Below are 21,020 nucleotides of genomic sequence, written 5' to 3'. Positions count from 1 at the left end.
GTCAGTCCTTGTTTCGTGCGCCCTGACCGTCGTCCCATTCCGCGAGCAGTTTCGCCACCTTGTCCCTGATGGCGTCGCGGATGGTCCGCAACTGGGCCATCATTTCTTCATGGCTGCCGGTCAGCGCAGCCGGATCGGTGAAGGGAATGTGCAGGCGTTTGGTCACACCCGGGAAGATCGGACACTGCCCTTCGCGGGCGTCGTCGCACACGGTGACCACGTAGTCGAATATGCGCCCGGCCTTGAAGAGGTCGAACACGCCCTTCGGTTTCTGATTCGAGATATCCAGGCCTGCTTCGGCCATGGCCTCGACGACCAGCGGGTTGATGGCCTTGGGCTCGAAGCCGGCGCTCTCGGCATGGTACGCGCCGCCGCCCAGGTCGTTCAGAAACGCCTCCGCCATCTGGCTGCGCGCCGAGTTGTGCACGCAGATGAAAAGAACCTTCTTCGCCTTGATCATGAGAGCCCTCGTGCCGTTGATCACCTGCCGGGCTTCGTTGAAAACAGGTTCTCCCGGCGAATGTCGTCCAGGCCGCCAAGCAGTTTGGCGACTTCCGGATCGTCCTCCAGCCACGTCTTCAGGTGATCAAGGAGCGCCCCGGCGTAAACGGACTCTCCATCCGACAGCGAGTAGTTCACCCATGGTCCCGCCTTGGCGCTCTGCACGAGGCCCGCGCCCTCCAACGTCCGGAGATGGTTGGAGACCGTGGGCTGGGCGATGCCCAGGGCCGCCTGAAGTTCGCATACGCACATAGCGCGCCTGTGTAACATTTTGACGATCTTCACCCGATTCGGGTCGGACAGGGCCTTCATGACTCGGACGAAAGGCTTCATGGCTTAATCTCCATATTTGCATGCAGCTATATGACTTGCCCCGCCCTGGGTCAACCCCTGTATGCCCCGGCCACAAAGGTGAAGAAGTCCAGCCCGTCGTGATCCATTCCTATCAAGGGCCTCTCAACTGAACCCCTCTTGCCAGGGGAGGGCCAGCGTGACAAATGGCAGGAAATTCTTTCCCTGGCCGTCCCGTGGACCGGGTCTGAAAAAGGAAGAATAGACGACCATGACGACATCCCCCGAATTGTTGGAGCGTTCCTTTGTCGCGCTCGTTGACCGGCGGGCAGATGCCCGCGGGTGGGGCAAGGGCGAGTTCGCCCAGAAGGTTTGGCCAGAGGACAGCCCCAAATCCGCAGCCGATCTTCCAACACAGGGAAACCCCAGGGCGTGCTTCTCTCGGATGCCCGGCGCATGGCCGAAGCCTTGAGCGAGGATTTGGCCTATCTGCTTGCCGTTGCGAAGGAAAAGGCAAGAGACGCCAACACCCTCAATCCAGAAATGATGCAAGCTTAGGTTGCATTCCTCCGTCTTCTCTCCCCCGGCGCCATCCACGGTAGCCCCCCAGGCCTGCCAGAGGCACGGGGGGGGGAGCCGCCAGCGGATTCACCGTGTTTCGTCCGGGCATGGCCAGCCTTCGAATCGTTCCTTGCCGCACGAGGCGCCGTAAAGTCAGACGGCATGCGTCGCCCGCGATCACCGCAGCGGTGATCGCGGGCGTGAATTATTTCTCCCTGGCGAAGGGCCAGGCCACGAGCCCCCCCTCCATCACCACCACGTTGTCGTATCCGGCGGCCTGAAGCACGCGCTGGGCCTCGTAGCCGCGCATGGACACCTTGCAGAAAGCCACGATGCGGGCATGCTTGTCCCCCGGCAACTCGTCCAGGCGGCTTCTCAACTGTCCGAGGGGGATGAGCGTTTCGCCCCGGCCCAGGCGCATCTCCTCGAACTCCTTGGGGCCGCGCACGTCCAGGAGGTATTGCGTGGCGCCGCTGTCCATGGCCGAACGCACCTCGATGCAGGACTGCCCCTCGAACAGGCCCCGCATCTTGTTGCCCAGGATGTGCGCCGTCGCGATGAAATGGTCGATGGCCAGCGAATACGGCGGGGCGTAAGGCAGGTCGGCCATGCTGGCCTCCTCCACGGTCATCCCGGCCATGACGGCCACGGCCGCCTCGGCCACCTGGCGGTTCACCTCGCCCGGGCCCACGCACTGGAAGCCCAGGATCCTGCCCGTGTTCGCGTCCGCCACCATCTTGGACACCAGGAGCCTGGCCCCCATGAAGCCGGGCTTGTCCGGGCTCGCGTTCACCGCCGTGACCACGTCGTATCCCGCCTCCCGGGCCTTTTTCTCGGACAGTCCCGTGGCCCCGGCCGCGAAGTCGAAGACCTTGCAGATGCCGCTGTGGATGGTGCCCGGAAATACTGCCTTGTCGCCGAGCGCGGCGTTCTCGCCAGCCACCCGGCCTTCCAGGTTGGCAAGGTCCCCGTAGGGAGCCAGGGTTTTCTCGCCGGTCAGGCGGCTGACCACCTCCACGCAGTCGCCCGCCGCGTAGATGTCCGGGTCGGAGGTGCGCATGTGACTGTCCACGGCGATGCCTCCAGTGGACCCGATAGTCAGGCCCGCCTCGCGCGCCAGCTGCACGTTGGGCGACACGCCAAGGGCCACCACGGCCAGATGGCAGGGCAAGGTGCGCCCGTCTTCCAGGCGCACGCCGCTCACCCGCCCGTCGGTTCCCTCGAAGCCCGCCACGCCCATGCCCGTGATCACCTGAACGCCCTTGGAGCGGGCATGGCTCTCCACCAGGAGTGAAAGGTCGGGATCGAGGAAGGCCAGGATGTGCGGCAGCTTCTCCACCACCGTCACCTTCATGCCGCACGCGGCCAGGGCCTCGCAGGTCTCCATGCCGATGAGCCCGCCGCCCGCCACAACCGCGTGTTTCCCGGCTGCCGCCGCGCCCACCGAGCGCAGGATGTCCGCGTCGGACATGGAATGCAGCGTGAACACGCCCTCCAGGCCCACGCCGGGGAAGGGCGGGATGCGGGGCGTGGAGCCCGTGCACAGGATGAGCTTGTCGTACTCCAGGGTTTCCGGGTTTCCCCCGGCCTTGCGGAACGTCACTGTCCTGGCCTTGGGGTCCACGGCGGTGGCCTCGGTGTTCACCAGGGCCTTCACGCCCTTGGCCCCGGCAAAGAAGAGCGGATCGCGCACCACGCCCGCCGGGGTGGCGAGCAGATGGTCGCGGCTGGATACGCCGCCGGACACGTAATAGGGGTACCCGCAGGAGGCCATGGAGAGCTCCGGGGCTTTCTGCATCAGGATGACCTCGGCGCCCTGGTTGAGCCTTTTGGCGCGCGCTGCGGCCTTGGGTCCCGCGGCGGTTCCTCCGATGACGATGATCCTCATGGTGGGCATGGCGTCTCCTTGTGGCTGGTGTGTCGGTTGTCGCTGCAAGCGGGCTGCGCCTGTTGGCGCGGCGTCAGGCTCCCGGACAGGGTGCGGCCTCGCTTCGGAGCAGGAATTTTGCCTCCGCCCAGGCCATGAGGCGGCCCTCCTGGGAGACCTCGGCGCGCAGCTGATACAGGGGCGGCCTGCTGGAGGTGATGGCGGCCCAGAGGTCCAGACGCGCGTCGCAGGCGATGGCGTGGGTGTAGCGCACGTGCAGGTCGGCGGTGAGGGCCTTGATGCCGTGATGGAACAGGCAGTGGGTCATGGCTGCGTCCAGGAGGGAAGCGGTCACTCCGCCGTGGAGGATGCCGTCGTAACCCTGGAGACCCGGCTGGCATTCGAACCGAGCCGTGACCGAGCCGTCCTGCGCCAGTGTGAAGGCCAGTTTCAGCGACGCCGGGTTGGACTCCCCGCACAAAAGACACCGGGAATGGCCGAAGGCGTTGCCGATGGAGGCGGTTGGCGGCGTATCGGCCATGAGGACCTCATCATGCTTGCAGGATCGTGGTGTGAGCGCAGTCCTTGCGCCCGGCCAGCCCGAAGGCGTCCCCCGTTTGGACGCCCCCGGACGGGCCGGGCTGTTGGAGGAACCCAATTTACGCTCCGGCCCGCAGTTTTGCGCTGGCGGCCTCCGTGTGGGCCACAGCGGCCATGACCACCTGCCGGAAGGCCTGGGCTGCCGGGGACGTGCCCTTCACGGCCAGGTAGGCCTCGCCCTGGTCGGCGGCTTTGCCCACTTCCGTGTCGATGGGGATGCGGCCAAGGAAAGGAACGCCGGATGCTTCGGCCAGCTTTTCGCCGCCGCCGGACTTGAAGATGTCATGCACCGTGCCGCACTGGTGGCAGTGGAACCCGCTCAGGTTCTCCACGATGCCCAGCACCGGATTGCCGAGCTCCCGGCAGAAGGCCACGGAGCGGCGCACGTCGTCGATGGCCACGTCCTGGGGCGAGGTGACCACCAGGGCCACGGCGTCGGGGCCGAGAAGCTGCATCACGGAGAGGGGCTCGTCGCCGGTTCCGGGAGGGCAGTCCACCACCAGGCAGTCCAGATCGCCCCAGGCCACCTGGTGCAAAAACTGCTTGATGACCCCGCCCTTCACCGGGCCGCGCCAGATCACCGGCTCGTCGGGATTGGGCAGGAAGAATCCCATGGACACGACCTTGAGGTTCCAGTTCCACTCCACGGGAAGAATAGTGTCTCCGGCCATGTCGGGTTTCACTCCCGAAAGTCCCATGATGCGCGGGATGCTGGGGCCGTGGACGTCCACGTCCAGGAGCCCGGCCTTGAGGCCTTCCAAGGCCAGCCCGGCGGCCAGGTTGGCGGCCACGGTGCTCTTGCCCACGCCGCCCTTGCCGGACAGGACCACGATCTTGCTCTTGATGCGGGCGATGGCGCTGGGGACTTCCAGGGGTTGCAGGGGCTTCTCCGCCCCGCTGTCGCATGACGTGTGATTCATAATCCTGTGCTTGTGCGCGCACGCGGTACGCGGTTTATGGTGTTTGCGGTGTTGCCTCGCGCTGGTCAGGTGCGCGCGACGCCAAGAATATGCCTGAGCCTGTCCATGACTGCTTTCGCGTCCTGGGCCGAGGGGTGGACCGCAACCTGGGCCAGCACGCCGAGGCCTTCGGCTTGGTCGTGAAACTGTTCCGGGCTGGATGCGCTCATGACCGCTGTGTTGACCATGGCGTTGGTGCGGGCCACTGCCGTCACCAGTTCGAGGGGCTTGAAGTCCGAGAGGTGTCCGTCCACGATCACCAACGCGGGAGAGCGTTGCTTGGTCATTTCCAGTGCGGCCATGCCGCTGCGGGCGTGGGCCACGTCGGCCCCGGCGTCCATCAGTCCCCTGGTGAAGTCCTCGAGCCCGGCCAGAGTCGGCGTGGCGAGTATCACGAGCATGGTGTCCTCCTGGCGGGTGCGTCCTGAAACGGCCCGCGTTCACATGAAAGACGCATGCGGTCAGGCCGGAGCGCGCCCGCAGCAAGAGCCCGGCCCGGCGCAGCCCGACGTGGCGGGCGACGATCCGCAGCAGCCGGTGTCCTTCGCGCCGGGGACCGCCATGGGGGTCTTTCCGGTCAGGCTGCTGGTGCTGGACATGAGGCGCTCGACTCCCGCACCGCCGCAGGACGGGCACGCCAGCGCCGCCTCCTGACCAAGGGTGATGACCTCTCCGGTGAAGCCGCAGTCGCGGCAGGTGATCTCGAAAATAGGCATGGCGTTAGCTCCTGAAGGGCCCGGCGTCCGCGCGGACAGATGTGGGAACCCGCGCAAACGCCGGACCGGGCCGGGTTGGCTGGCGTATCGAGTCCCCTAATGTTGGGAGCAGCCGCCGCAGGTGAAGTCGGTGGAGAAACGCTGCAGCTTCCCGGCCACGAGCTCATTCACGGCGTGGCCGACGGTGTGGGAATCGCCGCCGTAGTAGACGTCGATGCCCATCTGCTTGAAGCCCATGAGCGGGCGCATGCCCATGCCGCCCGCGATCAGCGCCTTCACGCCGTTTCCGGCCAGGAACTGCACCGGGGCCATGCAGCCGCCGTGCTCGTGGGGGACGTTGGGCAGCGTGGTGACCGACACCACGGCGGAGCCGTCGATCTGCACCAGCGTGTAGATTTCACAGTGCCCGAAATGCTCGCCGACCTCGGCTTCCAGGCCTCCGGGCATGACCGAGGGCACAGCGATGAGCGTCGTTTCCATGAAATAGTCTCCTTATTGGTTCATTGCCGGAACGTGGGCCTCGCGGCCCATCTCCGACAACATGATGATGCGCTTCCAGGCGCGGCGCAGCGTGCCGGTGAGCGGCGAATCCGCCATCTCCGTCACCGCGCGGCCCCTGAGCATGGCCTCGAAAACGATTTCGTCGTGGGGCAGGCTGGCCACCACTTCGTGCCCCCCGGCCTGGCAGCGCGAGACGATCTCCTGCGCCGTGCGGGGGTTCAGGTCGCACTTGTTGACGATGACGCAGGCCCGCGTGCGGAAATGTTTGCACAGCTCCAGCACGCGCTCCAGGTCGTGCTGGCCCGACGGGGTCGGCTCGGTGACGATGACCGCCAGATCCGCCCCGGAGAGCGAGCTGATGACCGGGCAGCCGATGCCCGGCGCGCCGTCGCACAGGATTAAGCTGAGGCCGTCGCGCGCGGCGATGGCCCTGGCTTCCTTCTTGAGGAGAGACACCAGCCGCCCGGAGTTCTCCCCGCCTGGGTTCAGGCGGGCGTGGACCAGCGTTCCGAAGCGGGTGTCGCCCACGTACCATTCGCCGCAGTGCTTGTCGGGAAAACCGACGGCCGAGGCCGGGCAGAAGGCGACGCACACCTTGCAGCCCTCGCAGCGCCTGGGGTCAATGGCCAGCCCCGCGCCGTCCTGGTGAATGGGGCGGATGGCGTCGAAACGGCACATCTCGATGCACACGCCGCAGCCCGTGCAGGCGTCGGGATCGATCACCGCCTCGTGGCCTGAAATGAACTGCTGCGTGCGGTCGTTGCGGGGAGAGAGCAGCAGGTGCAGGTCTGCCGCGTCCACGTCCAGGTCGCAGACCACGGCGCTTTCGCCCAGGGCCGCGAAGGCAGCCGTGAGCGATGTCTTGCCGGTGCCGCCCTTGCCGCTGATGACCACGATTTCACGCATGGGCTGCCTGCGCGCTTGCGGCCCTGGCCATTGAGACGACATTGTCGCGCAACTCGGCGAACAGGCCCTCCAGCCAGGGGTTCATGGCGGCCAGCACGTTGCCTGCCGCGTACTCCTCCGCGATGGAGCGGTTGTAGGGGATCTCGCAGAGCACCGGGATGACTTTGTCCGCGCAGTAGCGGTGCAGAGTGGAATCGCCAAGCCCGGCGCGGTTGATGACCACGCCCATGGGCTTTCCCAGAGGGGCGAAAGCCTCTACTGCCAGAACGAAATCGTTGAAGCCGAAGGGCGTTGGCTCCGTGACCAGCACGATCACGTCGCTGTCCATGACCGCGTTCACCGCCGGGCAGCTGACTCCGGGGGGGCAGTCCAGGATGGCGTCTGTGCCGGACGCCTCCAGCATGGAGTCCAGAAGAATCTTCACCTCGCGCATGAGCGGCGGGCTCATGGCCTCACCCACGCGCAGCCTGCCGGACAGGAACTGGCCATTCCTTGTGCGCCCGCCCTCCACCACGCCAAGCTCACGCCTGCCTGGGGACAGCGCGCCCTCCGGGCAGATGGCCAGGCATCCGCCGCAGCCGTGGCACATCTCGGGGAATACCAGCAGCTTTTTGCCCATGACGGAGACGGCCTTGAACTGGCACAACTCGGAGCATTTGCGGCACAGGGTGCACTTGGCGGGGTCGGCAACAGGAATCTCCATGGACGCGCCCCTGCGCCAGGAAATCTCGGGGCGCAGGAACAGGTGCAGGTTCGGCTCTTCCACGTCCAGGTCCACGGCCACCGCCGGGCGCTCCCAGACCCAGGCCAGGGAGGCCGACACCGTTGTCTTGCCTGTGCCGCCCTTGCCGCTCGCAACGGATACGATCATGCCCGTGCCTACTTGTTTGGACCGTCCGCGAAGGGGACCTGCCCGGACTTGTAGCGCTCAAGGGCTTCACCCACGGTGACGCCCTCCAGATTTTGCCCCACCTTGATGCCTGCCGCGTCCAAGGCCTGGAACGCTTTCGGGCCGACGATGCCGGTGAGCAGCACGCCCGCGCCCGCATCGGCGATGCGCTCGGCGGTCTGGATGCCCGCGCCGTGGGCCATGGCTTGGGACTGCCCGTTGTCCAGGTAGCTTGTGGCCATGGTGTCCAGGTCCACCACCACGAAACCCGCGGCGCGCCCGAAGCGCGAATCCACCATGTCCGTGAGGGCCGGACCTTCGGAGCTTATTGCGATAATGTTCATGCGCACTGTCCTCTTCTTTGGCGGTGCGGGACGCTTGTCCTCGTCCGTCACCGAGTATTCCCCGCCCTCGATGCGAAGCGCCAGGGCGTTCACCAGGGCGTCGGCCACGGCGCGTCGGGCTTCGGCCAGGATGCGCCCGAAGGTGTGGCGCGACACCTCCATGCGGGCCGCCGCCTCGGTGGTGGTCAGGCTTTCCAGGTCGGCGAGCTTCAGAGCCTCCAAGCCCTCCACGGTGAGGTAGGCCTCGCCGAGGTCGCTCAAGGGGACGCCCCTGGGCTTGAAGTAGGTGGCTTTGGGTGTTCCCGAGACTTTGCGGCAGATACGCGGGCGCGGCATCAATGATCCTTGTTCGTTATTTTGCTCAAATGAGCATTATGACCGGAGAAGGGCCTTGTCAACGGGGTTCCAAAAAAACAAGGGGAAGTCGACCGACCTCCCCTTCACAGCTTCAATTCGCACGCGCCCCGCCTGGCTTCATGCTGTTGCCCGGCGCATCGCATCGTGCGTCACACGGGTTCATACCCGCCCCCGCGCCCAGTGCGACAGCTCCCCGGCAGGGACCGCGTCGACAGAGAACCCGACGCTGGGCCGGGATCAGCCCTGCTGGCCGCAGGATCCGTCGCGTTTGCGCTGGCGGCGGCAGGCTTCCTGCCTGGCCGGGTCGCCGAATCCGGCCCCTTCGGCCTGCCCGGCGCGGGCGACCATGCCTCGACGCGCCCCGAACCGGCCTGCGGGGCCGCCCTGGACGGGTTCGCTTTCATCGCCTGGCCGTGCGATCACGAGGACGCTTTCCTCGCTTTGCGCCGTGGGAGCGCCCAGGCGCTGGCAGTCCCCACGGCCCAAGCCGCTTCCGCGCCCCATGCCGCCCCGCCCTCTTCCTTGCCCCGCGTTTTGTCCAAATCCTTGTCCGTTCATGATTCCTCCAATGTTTCAGGTTCGTTCGTCATTACGGCCTTCTGGCCGCCGCCACAGCCCGGCCCGCGCCCACCGCATCCGGGGCGGCCCTCCTTGCGGCCATGCCCCCGCCCGTGCCGGGTTTCGTCAGGTTCGTTTTCGGCCACGTCCTCGATGCGGATGGCCCAGCCGTTGGCCAGGGCGCGGGCGACCACGGCCCGCGCCTCCCCAAGCATCCGGCAGAGCGTGGGCCGTGAAACCTCCATGCGCCGGGCGGCCTCCTCCTGGCTCAGTCCTTCGGCGTCCACCAGCCGCATGGCCTCGAAGCCTTCCACGGGCAGAATGGCCCCCCGAAGCTGGCTCAGGGGGATTCCCTGAGGCTTGTAGAAGGTGGCGGGCGGGGTCGAACCGATGCAGCGGCGCTTTCTGGGACGTGGCATGAAAACTCCTAGTTATGAAATCATGTTCATAACTAAGTGCGATGCAGGGGGACGTCAAGGAGAGGAAATCGAAAAAACAAGTGTGACTCACTGCGAGACGACCGGAGGAGCCCGCAAATGATCTGGATTAACCGCGTGCGCATGAAGAGGCGAGGCGCATGCGTGGATCGGACAAGATGCGCAGCAATCGGTCGAACGCACAGCCGAGGCGCTCCCAGCGCCACGGCGGCGCTGTTCAGCGAACCCATGACTGCGGGCAGATCGACGTAGGAGGCTCTCGGAAGAAAGAAGCGCCTACAGCCCGTGCTTCTTCATCTTGCGCCACAGTGTGGTGCGGTTGACCCCCAGCGCGCTGGCAGTCTCGGAGATGGAGAAGCCGTGCTCCTGGAGCGCTTCCAGCAGCATGGCCCGCTCCCTGGCCTGGATGGTGCCGCCGCCTTCCTCGCCGGCGCCGTCCAGGCGGGGAGGCGTGTTGCCGCCGCCCAGGATGTACTCCGGCAGGTGGTCCGGCTCGATGGTGTCGGCCTGGGACAGGATGACAGCGTGCTCCATGGCGTGCTTCAGTTCGCGCACGTTCCCCTGGAAGGCGCAGGACGCCAGGGCCCGCCGGGTGCTGGCCGAGATGATGGGCGTGCGGCGGCCATAGCGCGCGGCGGCAATATGCACGAAATGGTCGGCCAGCAGGTCCACGTCGCCGGGGCGCTCGCGCAGCGGCGGCAGTTCCATCTCCAGCACCCGCAGCCGGTAATAGAGGTCCGAGCGGAACTGGCCGGAGGCCACCCGTGCGCGCAGGTCCCGGTTGGTGGCCGAGATCACCCGCACGTCCACGCTCACGGGCTTGACCGAACCCAGCGGATGGAAGCGCCCCCCCTCCAGGGCTTGCAGCAGCTTGGCCTGCAAGCCGGGCGGGAGGTCGCCTATCTCGTCCAGGAAGATGGTGCCGCCCGACGCCGCCTCGAACAGGCCCGGCTTGTCCCGGTTGGCCCCGGTGAAGGCTCCCTTGCGGTAGCCGAACAGCTCCGATTCCAGAAGGTTTTCGGGCAGGGCGGCGCAGTTCACGTCCACGAAGGGACCGGAGCGCCTGGAGCTGCTGGCGTGGATGGCGCGGGCGAACACACCTTTGCCGGTGCCGGTCTCGCCGGTCAGCAGCACTGCGGCATCCGTGCGGGAGATGGCTCCCAGCGTGGCGTAGAGGCGCTGCATGGGCTTGGAGCGCCCGATGATGTCCGAGGAGCTGCCCTGGGGCGGTGGCGGCGCGGCCACCAGCTTGTCCGAGAAGCACTCCACCCCGCCGATCACCTTGCCCCTGGCGTCGCGCAGCACGGATGCGGTTATCTCCAGAGGAATGCGCCTGCCTTCGCGGCTGAGGAAATGCACCCGGCGCTTCACCTCGCTTTTGCCCTGGCTGATGGCCTTCTGCAGGTAGCAGCGCGAGTTGCAGAACTCGGTGCAGAACACCTCCCAGCACTTGCTGCCGATGGCCTCGCGCGCGGAAAAACCCGTGACCCTCTCAGCCTCGCGGCTGAAGTAGACCACGTTCCAGTCCTGATCCACGGCAAACACGCCAAGACCAATGGAGTCCAGGATCAGGCCCTTGTCCAGCCATTCCTTGAGGCTCATGCGGGGTTCTCCGTTCGCGCCTGGCGAACTTGTTCCGTGGTTGGCGCTGGTTCCTGGGCGTTTGAACATGTCAGGCCCGGTTGCACCGCTCATGCCATTCGCGCGCTCCCGCCGGGATACGGGGCAAAGCGCGCCGGGCTTCGCACCCTGGACCGCGCCCTGTTTCCGGCGCGTTATCCTGGCAGCCCTTATCGCATACCGCATTGACTAAACGCAACGCTGACGTTGCAGAACCGCAACGCCAGTTGCCCTTCGACTCCTCTTTCACGCCACACCACACCCCCAAAACATGAAAATAACTGGATCTATTTTCAGTGCAACATTCAGGAACGGGCCTTGCTCAACCGGAGCCGCCCGGACGGCCCCAGGCCGTCCTCCAAACGCATCAGCCGTATCCCGGAACTGACCGGGTGCCGTGTCGCAACACCTCACAAGCGAGGGAAAACATGGACGAATGCACCACATGCGAAGGCATCGGCGTCGGCGGCGTCCCCAGTGACGAGGGCTTGAAGAAACTGGCCAAGAGCGGGGTCAAGACCCTGCTGGACGCCCGTGAGGAGGGGGAAGGCGACGAGGACGTAAGCAGCAAGGCACGGGAACTGGGGCTCACCTACATCCGGGTGCCCATCTCCAGGCGCAAGGTGGATGTGGATCAGATTGACCGTTTCAGGGCGGCGATAGCCAATTCCACCGGAGGCAAGATCCACGCGTTCTCCTCCGGCGGCAAGCGCCCCGCCGGGGTGCTGTGCTTCCTGGCCTGCGCCCGCATGGGGGACTCGGTGATCGAGGTGTTCCACAAGGCCAAGAAGTGCGGCTGCGCCATCGACAAGGAATTCGCCCTGAAACAGTTCATCCTGGATTTCTACTCCAGCCATCGCGGCGACATGCTGAACAACCACTTCCAACACCCGCATCACGCCTAGGCGCACGGGCAGAACACAACGCGGAGACAGAATGCTCTACTCAAAGGACTTCGACTGGCAAACGGGAAGCCGTCCGGTGGCCGACCTCGCCAACTGGGATGAGCGCTTCGACTGGGTCGAGGAACCCGTCGTCAGCCCGGACGGCAACCAGGTGGCCGCCGTGGGCAAGGTCGCCGACGATGACGCCTTCACGGTGTGCGTCAACGGCGTGGACTGGCCCGAACCGTTCGAGAAGATCTGGAACCTGCGCCACGCCCCGGACGGGCGACTCACCGCGCTGGTGCAGACCGACGGCGTGTGGACCATGGCCGTTGACGGCGAAGCCTGGGAGGAGACCTTCGACTTCGCCTGGAACCCCATGTTCGGCCGCGACGGTTCCGATATCGCCGTGTGCATCCAGAGCGGGGGCGAATACGGCCTGGCCGTGAACGGCGCGCCCTGGGAGAACCTCTACGCCAACGCCAACAACTCCTGCATGAGCCCCGTGGGCGGAAAGACCGCCGCTGCCGTGCAGACCCGGCCGCTAGGCCAGGCCGAGACCGACAAGTTCCTCTCAGGCATCTTCTCCGCCTCGGTGAACGGCGAAACCTGGGACAAGAGCTTCGTCAACGTCTGGGGCGTCACCTTCAGCCCGGACGGCTCGAAAGTGGCCGCCGAGATCCGGCTGAACCTGTACGAGTACTCCATCGCCGTGGACGGCACGCCCTGGCGCAGGAACTTCGGCGGCGTCTGGGAACCCGTATTCAGCCCGGACGGCAAACGCGTGGCCGCCCCGGTGCGCCTGGCCGGGAAGTGGACCCTGGCCGTGGACGGCGAACGAGCCTGGAACCGCAACTACTACCAACTCTGGCACCAGCTCTTCACGCCCGATGGCAAGAGCGTGGCGGCCATCGTCAGCCCCGAGTTCGGCAAGTGGACCGTGGCCGTGGACGACGCCCCCTGGGCCAGCACGTACGATGTGGTGAAGGACCTGGTGGTCAGCCCCGACGGGAAACACTTCGCCGCCGCAGCGGGCAAACCTGGGGACTGGACCGTCATCGTGGACGGACGCCCCTGGGACGCCTCCTTCGAGCGGGTCTGGACGCCGAAATTCAGCCCGGACGGTCGCCGCGTGGCCGTCATGGCCGAAATGAACGGCGAGAAGGTGACTGCCCTGGACGGCAGCGCGCTGGCCGTGAGTGCTGGCAGCTGCCAGGACCCGGTCTTCTCGCCGGACGGCTCCAGGCTGCTGGTCAAATGCATCAACGCAAACAGCTACATCCGCCGGGTGGTGTCCGTGGACGCTCCCGGAGGGGCCTAACGGGCAGGAGGGATATGTGAACGCCTTATACCAGTTCGTCAGCGGCCCGCTGGTCTGGGCCAGCTTCGCGCTCTTCATCGGCGGCTCCGCCTGGCGGCTTTACTCCATGGCGGTGCTTGCGCGCAAAAAGGACGTCTACGTCTACGAATACTTCAGCCTGCCGCACGCCCTGCGCTCCATGCTGCACTGGGTCGTGCCCTTCATGAACGAGAGCTCCAAAAAGAACCCGGCGCTGACCGTCGTGGCCTTCGTGTTCCACCTGTTCCTGCTGATCGCGCCGCTGTTCGTCATCGGGCACGTGGCCATGCTGGACAAGGCCTTCGGCATCTCCTGGGCCACCCTGCCAGACGGCGTTGCCGACGCCATGAGCTTCGCGGTGGTTGGCGCGTGCGTCTTCTTCGTGGCGCGGCGGCTCGCCGTGCCGGAAGTGGCCTACGTCACCTCCGCCTCGGACTACGCCATCGTGGCCCTGGCCGCCGCCCCCTTCGTCACGGGCATCCTGGCCTATCACCAGATAGGCGGCGCGCAGTTCATGACCATCCTGCACATCCTGTCGGGTGAAGCCATGCTGGTGGCCATACCGTTCTCGCGCCTAAGCCACATGATCTACGCCCCCCTGACCAGGGCCTACATCGGCTCGGAATTCGGCGCGGTCCGCCACGCCCGCGACTGGTAACCCGCTAGAATCAACAAGGAGACGACATGAGTTCCCAAGTCGCCAGAGAGCCGTACGTGCTGATCGCGGACAAGGGCCTGGACGCAGGTGTGGCCAGGCTCACGGATGAAAAGATCGCCAAGGTCATAGGCGCGGTCCTGGAGGCCGAGGGCGGAGCGCGCCTGAAAGCCTACGTGGACACCTGCGCCCACTGCGGCCTGTGCTCCGAAGCCTGCCACTTCTTCCACTCGCACGACCGCGACCCCCGGTACTCGCCGGTGGGCAAGGTCAGGCAGACCATGTGGGAGATCCTGGACAAGGGGGGCAACGTGAGCCCCGAGTTCATAGGCCGGGCCTCGCGCGTGGCCTACACCGAGTGCAACCTGTGCAAGCGCTGCGCGATGTACTGCCCCTTCGGCATCGACATCGCCTACGTCATCGGGGTCATGCGGCGCATCTGCCACAAGCTCGGCGTCACGCCCCAGTACATCCAGGACACCGCCCACAGCCACTCCGCCACCCTGAACCAGATGTGGGTCAAGGAGGACGAGTGGGTGGACAGCCTCATGTGGCAGGAAGCCGAAGCCCGCGACGAGCTGCCCGACCTGCGCATCCCCCTGGAGAAGCACGGGGCCGAGATCATGTATTCGGTCATCGGGCCGGAACCCAAGTTCCGCACCCAGCTGATCTACCAGGCCGCCGTCATCATGCACGCTGCCGGTGTGGACTGGACCATGCCTGCCACCCCCGGCTGGGACAACTCCGACATGGCCATGTACTCCGGCGACTACGAGATCATGGGACGCCTCAAACGCGCCCACTTCGAGACCGCCCAGCGCCTGGGCGTGAAGCGCATCGTCATGGGCGAGTGCGGTCACGCCTTCCGCTCCGTGCACGACGTGGGCAACAGATGGCTCGGCTGGAAGGGCGAGCCCGTGCCCGTGGTGCACGCGGTCCAGTTCTACCACGAGCTCCTCTCCAGCGGAAAGATCAAGATCGCGGAAAAGTACGGCGAGGCCGTCACCTTCCACGACCCCTGCAACATCGTGCGCGGCATGGGCCTGCACGAGATGGGCCGCGAGGTCACCCGCGCCCTGTGCTCGGAGCTGGTGGAGATGACCCCCAACCGCGAGCACAACTACTGCTGCTCGGCTGGCGGCGGCGTCATCAACTGCGGGCCTCCGTTCAGGAACACCCGCGTCAACGGCAACAAGATAAAGGCCGAGCAGCTGGCGGCCACCGGGGTCAAGACCGTCATCGCCCCCTGCCACAACTGCCACGGCGGCCTGGAAGACATCATCCACCACTACAAGCTGGACATGAAGATCAAGTTCCTGGGCGACGTCATCTACGAATGCATGGAAAAACCGTGGGCCGAGGCCTAGGAGGCGACCATGAAAAGGAAAATCCTGACCCTGGCCCTGGCCTCCCTGACGCTCATGGCGCCGTGCGGGAGCCTCTACTCCCAGGACGACATCAAGGCCCTCTCGGACCCGGCCTTCACCTCCATGCGCAAGGGGGCGGTGCCCTTCAAGCACGACCAGCACAATGAAAAGGTCAAGATCGCGGACTGCAAGGCCTGCCACCACCTGTACAAGAACGGCAAGCTGGACGCGTCTGGCGATTCCGTGGGCACCAAGTGCTCCGAGTGCCACACCCTCACGGGCGACAAGAACGCCATGCCGCTCATGCGGGCCTATCACCGCCAGTGCGAGAACTGCCATGCGCAAAAGGGCGCGGGGCCGGTGACATGCGCCGAGTGCCACCCCAAGGACGCCCCCCATGACGCATTGAGGAAATAGACCCCCTGGGTCTTCGGAAGCTGCCTGGGCCGTGTGCCCCCGGAGCCAAGAGATTGGCGTCTCCGACTCCGGGACACACGGCCAAGGCGCCATGCGCAAGGGCGGCGGCCCGGCTCCCCCACCGTCGGGTCGCCGCCCAAGCTGCTCCAGAGTGGCCGTCCGGGATTACCCCCGGACGGCCAAGGAGGACAAAATGTCCAGACATGTTGTGGTCATCGGCGCTGTGGCGCTCGGCCCCAAGGCCGCGGCGCGCTTCAAGCGCATGGAACCCGGTTCGCGCGTGACCATGATCGACCGCGAGGAGATCATCTCCTACGGCGGCTGCGGCATCCCGTATTTCGTGTCCGGCGACGTGTCCGACGCCTCCCAGCTGCGCGAGACCAGCTTCCACATGCTGCGCGACGAGTCCTTCTTCAGCCAGACCAAGGGCGTGGACGTGCTGACAGGCGTGGAGGCCGTGAAAATCGACCGCAAGGCCAAGGCCGTGCACACGCGTGTGGTGAAGACCGGCGAAACAGCCGTGATCCCCTACGACAAGCTGGTGATCGCCACCGGGGCCACGCCGCGCTGGCTTAACGTGCCGGGCGAGAGCCTGGAGGGCGTGTTCCACGTCTCCAACCTGCACGACGCCGAGCGCATCCGCGAGGCCGTGGCCAAGGGCCGGGTGAAGAAAGCCGTGGTGGTGGGCGCGGGGTTCATAGGCCTGGAGATGGCCGAGGCCCTGCGCGACATGTGGGACGTGGACACCTCCGTGGTGGAGATCGCCCCGCAGATCCTGCCGCGTGCCATAAGCCCGGTGCTGGCCCGCATGGCGCTCAAGCACCTGCGCTCCAAGGGCTTGCGCTTTCACCTGGGCGAGTCGCTTATGGACATCAGCGGAGAAAATGGGCGCGTGAACTGCCTGCGCACCGGCAAATCAAAGCTGGAAGCCGACCTGGTGATCGTTGGGGCCGGGGTGCTCCCGAACTCGTCCCTGGCCAGGGACGCCGGGCTGGACGTGTCCAGCCGCCGGGGCATCCTGGTGAACGCGCGCCTCCAGACCTCCGACCCGGACATCTTCGCAGGCGGCGACTGCATCGAGCTGCGCCACCTCATCACCGGCGACACGTTCTACCTGCCCATGGGCTCCATGGCCAACCGCCAGGGCCGCGTCATCGGCACCAACCTGGCCGGGGGCACGGCCCAGTTCGAAGGGGCGCTCGGCTCCTTCGTGGTCAAGCTGTTCGACAGGTCCGTGGCTGGCGCGGGGCTCACCCTGCCCTCCGCCCTGGAGCGGGGTTACGACGCCATGAGCGCGCTGATCGTCCAGCCGGACCGGGCGCACTTCTACCCCACCAAGGAATCCATGACCCTGGAGCTGGTGTTCGAGAAGGGCACGCGGCGCATCCTGGGCATTCAGGGCTTCGGCGGCGCGGGGGACGCCATGGTGGGGCGCGTGAACGCCGTGGCCGCCATGCTCAAATTCAAGCCCACCCTGGAGGACCTCAGCAACCTGGAGATGGCCTATTCGCCGCCGTTTTCCTCGGCCATGGACATCCTGAACAGCCTGGGGAACATGGCCGACAACCTGCTGGCCGGGCGCAACACGGTGGTGGGGCCGGATGGATTCGAGGCCCTCTGGGCCAAGGGCAACGGCAACGGGTCAAGCCCCTACTTCCTGGACTGCCGGGAGGAGCCCGACGCCAGGCAACTGCTGCAATGCCTGGGGGAGGAGCGCTGGCATAACATCCCCCAGGGCAGCATCAGGGAGCGCTGCGCCGAGATACCGCGCGACAAGCAGGTGGTGGTGGTCTGCAACACCGGGGCGCGCAGCTACGAAGCCCTGGTCACGCTCCATGACGCGGGGTTCCAGGACGTGGTCAGCATCCAGGGCGGCATGGCCGCGCTCACCAACTACGGGTCGGCTCCGTGACACGGACCGGCAAATCCGGGAGGGAGGCGCGCCATGGGCAGGTTCGTTGTCATCCAGGATGCCGACGAGTGCGGCCATTGCGAAGTGTGTGTCGCCGCTTTTGAGCGCGCCAAGCCTGGAGGGAGTTGCAGAAGCCTTGGTGTCGCCAGTCACGGGAGCGGCCTCGGGCTGAAGTTCGAAGGAGCGCACGGACGCCGTAGCCTCGGCTGGCCAGCCGCGGCCCCGCCGGGTCGCGTGCCGGGGGCCAGGAAGGCCAGCATCGCCACCCTGCAGCAGGCCGCGACCCGGCACAAGAAAGCGTCGAGCCTTGCGCTTTCCCGTGCTCCCTGGCACGAAACGCGCGGGCGGCGGCCCAGAACCGCCGAACCCGCGAGCACCACCGGGGACGACATGAAACGCCTCCTCACGGCCCTCTTCCTGGCCTTCTCCATCCCGGCCAACGCCGCCGAACTCACCCTCAAGGACGCCCCGGCCCAGGTCTACTTCTCCCCCAACGGCGGCGCGCAGGAGGCCATCGTCCAGGCCATCGGCAAGGCCCGCTCCGAGGTGCTGGCCCAGGCCTACACGTTCACGTCCCGGCCGATAGCCGAGGCACTCGGGCAGGCCCACCGCAGGGGCGTCCGGGTCGTGGTCCTCCAGGACACGAGCCAGCCCGTGGAGAAGCTGACCGGGGCCGCCCGCCTGAAGGAGTCGGGCGTGCCCGTGTTCCTCGACGCGGAGCACGCCATCGCGCACAACAAGCTGATCGTGCTGGACGGCGAGACCGTGATCACCGGCAGCTTCAACTTCACCAGGGGAGCCGAGGAGAAGAACGCCGAGAACGTGCTGATCATCAAGGACAAGGCCCTGGCCAGGCTCTACCGGGACAACTGGGAAGAACACCGCGCGCACTCGGCCCCCTACCGGTAAGCCCGGGGCTTCCCCGGCCCGCCAGCGGCATTGCGCCGCCCCGGCTCCACCCACCTTTCCAGGCCTGCGGGGTGTTTTTTCCGGTTTTTTTTGCCGGTAATTTTGACCCACCCGCCTCTCTCGCGCCGCGCCTCCCCCCGCACAACACTTTGCAGTCAACACTCGGTTTTCCCTGCATAAAACCATCCCCCGTGTTCCCGCAACCCGCCCCGCCCCCCTCGCCCTCCCCTCTTTACCAGTACATTTTTGTAACCCCTGTTCCCATATGACTCTTATGCCATCGATGGCATAAATTGACACCCAACAATCCATTAAATAATCAAATGGACCATACATGGGTTTCTCCCGGCGCGGACGTGCAACCGCCTGGAGAACGCGACTGATGGCCTTTCCGCAATGCAGCGATGGCGCTTTTGGACTTTCTCCCACGCCGTGGAACTGTCTTGCGGGCCTTTGGGAGGATCGTGGTGCGTGCAGCGAACGCCGTTTGCAGTGCCCGGAACGGGCTGGCCGGCGAGAATGAAGGGCCCGCCGTTTTCCGCTGCGCCCGCCCTGACCGGGGGAAAAAGCTCCCGGCCGGTTTCGCCCCTTCGCTTCCCTGGGCGCACGGTGCGCCCGCACGACCGGCCGCGAATTGGCTCGCGCGCACAACAGTTTAAAGTAATTCCTCATCCGCAACGGAGGCTCAGATGACCAAATTCATCCGCATCGACATGGGCACCAAGACCGCAACCACCGAGCCCTGCCCCGAGAAGTACGCCGGGCTGGCCGGGCGCGGCCTCACTTCCATCTTCGTGGCGAACGAGGTGAAGCCCACCTGCCACCCCCTGGGCAAGTACAACAAGCTCATCTTCGCCCCGGGCTTCCTCACGGGCACCAGCGCCGTGAACTCCGGGCGCATCTCCTGCGGGGCCAAGAGCCCGCTCACCGGCACCATCAAGGAGAGCAACAGCGGCGGCAGCTTCTCCCAGAAGATGGCCAAGATGGGCATCAAGGCCCTGGTGTTCGAGGGCATCCCCGAGGGCGACGCGTTCTACGTGATCAAGGTGTCCATGGACGGCGTGTCCATCGACGAGGCCCCGGCCGAACTCCTGGGCGGCGCGGGCAACTACGACGCCGTGAAGGCCCTCCAGGCCAAGTACGGCCCCAAGGTGGGCGTGGCCGTCATCGGCGCGGCGGGCGAGATGAGGCTCGCCTCGGCCAACATCTCCTTCGCCGACCCCGAGAGCAACCTGCGCAGCGCCGGGCGCGGCGGTCTGGGCGCGGTCATGGGCTCCAAGAAGATCAAGGCCGTGGTCATCGACGACACGGGCGCGCCCGGCGTCACCGTGGCCAACCCCGAGGCCTTCAAGAGCGCGGCCAAGCGCTTCGCCAACGCCCTGACCACCCACCCGGTCACGAGCCAGGGCCTGCCCAAGTACGGCACCGACGTGCTGGTGAACATCCTGAACGAGGCGGGCGGCCTGCCCACCGAGAACTTCCGCCGCGGCCGCAACGAGTGGGCCAACAACATCGGCGGCGAGACCCTTACCGCCACCATCGAGGAGCGCGGCGGCAAGCCCACCCACGGCTGCCACACCGGCTGCATCATCAAGTGCTCGCAGCACTACGTGGACAAGAAGGGCAAGTACATCACCAGCGGCTTCGAGTACGAGACCATCTGGGCGCTCGGGGCCGACGCGGCCATCGACGACCTGGACGCCATCGCCTACTGCGACCGCGAGTTCGACGAGGTGGGCGTGGACTCCATCGAGACCTCCGTGGCCGTGGCCGTGGCCATGGAGGCGGGCGTCATCCCCTGGGGCGACGGCAAGGCGGCGCTGGAACTGATCAAGCAGATCCGCACGGGCACCCCGCTCGGGCGCATCCTCGGCTGCGGCGCGGCGGCCGTGGGCCAGATGTACGGGCTGACGCGCGTGCCGGTGGTCAAGAACCAGGCCATCCCGGCCTACGACCCGCGCGCGGTCAAGGGCGTGGGCCTGACCTACGCCACCACCCCCATGGGCGCGGACCACACCGCCGGTTACGCCGTGGCCGCCAACATCCTGCGGGTCGGCGGCTACGTGGACCCGCTGGGCAAGGAAGGCCAGGTGGAGCTCTCGCGCAACCTGCAGATCGCCACCGCCGCCGTGGACAGCACTGGCATGTGCCTGTTCATAGCCTTCGCCATCCTGGACATCGCCGACGGCTTCAACGCCCTCGTGGACATGATCAACGCCTGCTACGGCCTCTCCCTGACCGCCGACGACGTCACGGCCTTGGGCAAGGCCATCCTCAAGGCGGAGCGCGGCTTCAACCAGAGCGCGGGCTTCACCAACGCCCACGACCGTCTGCCCGAATTCTTCGAGGAGCCCCTGCCGCCTCACAACGTGACCTGGGACTTCACCGACGCAGAGATCGACGAGGTGTTCAACTTCTAGCAACCGCAGG

At 66.4% G+C, this 21,020-nt stretch carries 21 protein-coding genes; 8 read left to right on the top strand and 13 right to left on the bottom strand.

Features of this window, described 5'->3' with window-relative positions; translation table 11 throughout:
- Nucleotide 1: 1 nt before the first annotated feature.
- The 13 genes from ACZ5V4_RS11245 to ACZ5V4_RS11185 form a co-directional block, all read right to left on the bottom strand.
- Nucleotides 2-460: an arsenate reductase ArsC gene (locus ACZ5V4_RS11245; protein WP_464314949.1), complete on the bottom strand. Its 459-nt coding sequence runs from the start codon at nt 458-460 to the stop codon at nt 2-4.
- A 20-nt stretch (nt 461-480) separates the two neighbouring features.
- Complete coding sequence (locus tag ACZ5V4_RS11240) at nt 481-834, bottom strand: ArsR/SmtB family transcription factor (protein WP_464314948.1); 354 nt, start codon at nt 832-834, stop codon at nt 481-483.
- A gap of 724 nt (nt 835-1,558) precedes the next feature.
- A complete protein-coding gene (locus tag ACZ5V4_RS11235; RefSeq protein ID WP_464314947.1) occupies nt 1,559-3,250 on the bottom strand; it encodes an FAD-dependent oxidoreductase in 1,692 nt (563 codons plus the stop codon).
- Nucleotides 3,251-3,314: 64 nt separating this feature from the next.
- On the bottom strand, nt 3,315-3,761 hold the full coding sequence (locus tag ACZ5V4_RS11230; RefSeq protein ID WP_464314946.1) for a PaaI family thioesterase: 447 nt from the start codon (nt 3,759-3,761) through the stop codon (nt 3,315-3,317).
- A 118-nt stretch (nt 3,762-3,879) separates the two neighbouring features.
- A complete protein-coding gene (locus ACZ5V4_RS11225; RefSeq protein WP_464314945.1) occupies nt 3,880-4,740 on the bottom strand; it encodes a P-loop NTPase in 861 nt (286 codons plus the stop codon).
- Between the two features lie 65 nt (nt 4,741-4,805).
- The gene (locus ACZ5V4_RS11220) at nt 4,806-5,180 is read right to left on the bottom strand and encodes an ANTAR domain-containing protein (RefSeq protein WP_464314944.1); all 375 of its coding nucleotides are present in this window, start codon (nt 5,178-5,180) and stop codon (nt 4,806-4,808) included.
- A 60-nt stretch (nt 5,181-5,240) separates the two neighbouring features.
- Entirely contained in the window at nt 5,241-5,495 is a 255-nt protein-coding gene (locus ACZ5V4_RS11215; protein ID WP_464314943.1) for an FmdB family zinc ribbon protein, read from the bottom strand.
- A gap of 96 nt (nt 5,496-5,591) precedes the next feature.
- Nucleotides 5,592-5,975, bottom strand: a complete 384-nt coding sequence (locus tag ACZ5V4_RS11210) for a NifB/NifX family molybdenum-iron cluster-binding protein (RefSeq protein ID WP_464314942.1) — start codon at nt 5,973-5,975, stop codon at nt 5,592-5,594.
- A 12-nt stretch (nt 5,976-5,987) separates the two neighbouring features.
- Nucleotides 5,988-6,902: an ATP-binding protein gene (locus ACZ5V4_RS11205; protein ID WP_464314941.1), complete on the bottom strand. Its 915-nt coding sequence runs from the start codon at nt 6,900-6,902 to the stop codon at nt 5,988-5,990.
- Nucleotides 6,895-7,773, bottom strand: a complete 879-nt coding sequence (locus ACZ5V4_RS11200) for a nucleotide-binding protein (protein WP_464314940.1) — start codon at nt 7,771-7,773, stop codon at nt 6,895-6,897. Before ACZ5V4_RS11200 ends, ACZ5V4_RS11205 begins: the two co-directional genes overlap by 8 nt.
- An 8-nt stretch (nt 7,774-7,781) precedes the next feature.
- The gene (locus ACZ5V4_RS11195) at nt 7,782-8,471 is read right to left on the bottom strand and encodes a DUF134 domain-containing protein (protein WP_464314939.1); all 690 of its coding nucleotides are present in this window, start codon (nt 8,469-8,471) and stop codon (nt 7,782-7,784) included.
- Nucleotides 8,472-9,046: 575 nt separating this feature from the next.
- On the bottom strand, nt 9,047-9,469 hold the full coding sequence (locus tag ACZ5V4_RS11190; RefSeq protein ID WP_464314938.1) for a DUF134 domain-containing protein: 423 nt from the start codon (nt 9,467-9,469) through the stop codon (nt 9,047-9,049).
- Between the two features lie 294 nt (nt 9,470-9,763).
- Nucleotides 9,764-11,089, bottom strand: coding sequence for a sigma-54 interaction domain-containing protein (locus tag ACZ5V4_RS11185; protein ID WP_464314937.1), 1,326 nt, complete (start codon nt 11,087-11,089; stop codon nt 9,764-9,766).
- A 446-nt stretch (nt 11,090-11,535) separates the two neighbouring features.
- Here ACZ5V4_RS11185 and ACZ5V4_RS11180 point away from each other — a divergent pair, with 446 nt between their 5' ends.
- From ACZ5V4_RS11180 to ACZ5V4_RS11145, 8 genes are all read left to right on the top strand, one after another.
- Nucleotides 11,536-12,012: a beta-lactamase hydrolase domain-containing protein gene (locus ACZ5V4_RS11180; RefSeq protein ID WP_464314936.1), complete on the top strand. Its 477-nt coding sequence runs from the start codon at nt 11,536-11,538 to the stop codon at nt 12,010-12,012.
- Nucleotides 12,013-12,043: 31 nt separating this feature from the next.
- Nucleotides 12,044-13,312, top strand: a complete 1,269-nt coding sequence (gene tmcD, locus ACZ5V4_RS11175; protein ID WP_464314935.1) for an electron transfer complex subunit TmcD — start codon at nt 12,044-12,046, stop codon at nt 13,310-13,312.
- A 16-nt stretch (nt 13,313-13,328) separates the two neighbouring features.
- Nucleotides 13,329-13,988 (top strand): TmcC family electron transfer complex membrane anchor subunit, encoded by a 660-nt coding sequence (gene tmcC, locus ACZ5V4_RS11170; protein ID WP_464314934.1) that lies wholly within the window; start codon nt 13,329-13,331, stop codon nt 13,986-13,988.
- A 26-nt stretch (nt 13,989-14,014) separates the two neighbouring features.
- A complete protein-coding gene (gene tmcB, locus ACZ5V4_RS11165; protein ID WP_464314933.1) occupies nt 14,015-15,352 on the top strand; it encodes an electron transfer complex ferredoxin TmcB in 1,338 nt (445 codons plus the stop codon).
- A 9-nt stretch (nt 15,353-15,361) separates the two neighbouring features.
- Nucleotides 15,362-15,769, top strand: coding sequence for an acidic tetraheme cytochrome c3 TmcA (gene tmcA, locus ACZ5V4_RS11160; protein ID WP_464314932.1), 408 nt, complete (start codon nt 15,362-15,364; stop codon nt 15,767-15,769).
- A gap of 193 nt (nt 15,770-15,962) precedes the next feature.
- Nucleotides 15,963-17,681 carry an FAD-dependent oxidoreductase gene (locus tag ACZ5V4_RS11155; RefSeq protein ID WP_464314931.1) on the top strand — a complete coding sequence of 573 codons (1,719 nt, stop codon included), beginning with the start codon at nt 15,963-15,965 and terminating at the stop codon, nt 17,679-17,681.
- Between the two features lie 390 nt (nt 17,682-18,071).
- Nucleotides 18,072-18,590, top strand: coding sequence for a phospholipase D family nuclease (locus ACZ5V4_RS11150; RefSeq protein WP_464314930.1), 519 nt, complete (start codon nt 18,072-18,074; stop codon nt 18,588-18,590).
- A gap of 689 nt (nt 18,591-19,279) precedes the next feature.
- The gene (locus ACZ5V4_RS11145; RefSeq protein ID WP_464314929.1) at nt 19,280-21,010 is read left to right on the top strand and encodes an aldehyde ferredoxin oxidoreductase family protein; all 1,731 of its coding nucleotides are present in this window, start codon (nt 19,280-19,282) and stop codon (nt 21,008-21,010) included.
- Nucleotides 21,011-21,020 lie beyond the last annotated feature (10 nt).

The organism is Fundidesulfovibrio sp. YSD1, from assembly GCF_055397115.1.
Note: the sequence above shows the minus strand (reverse complement) of the source record. Positions and strands in the feature narration are given on the sequence as shown.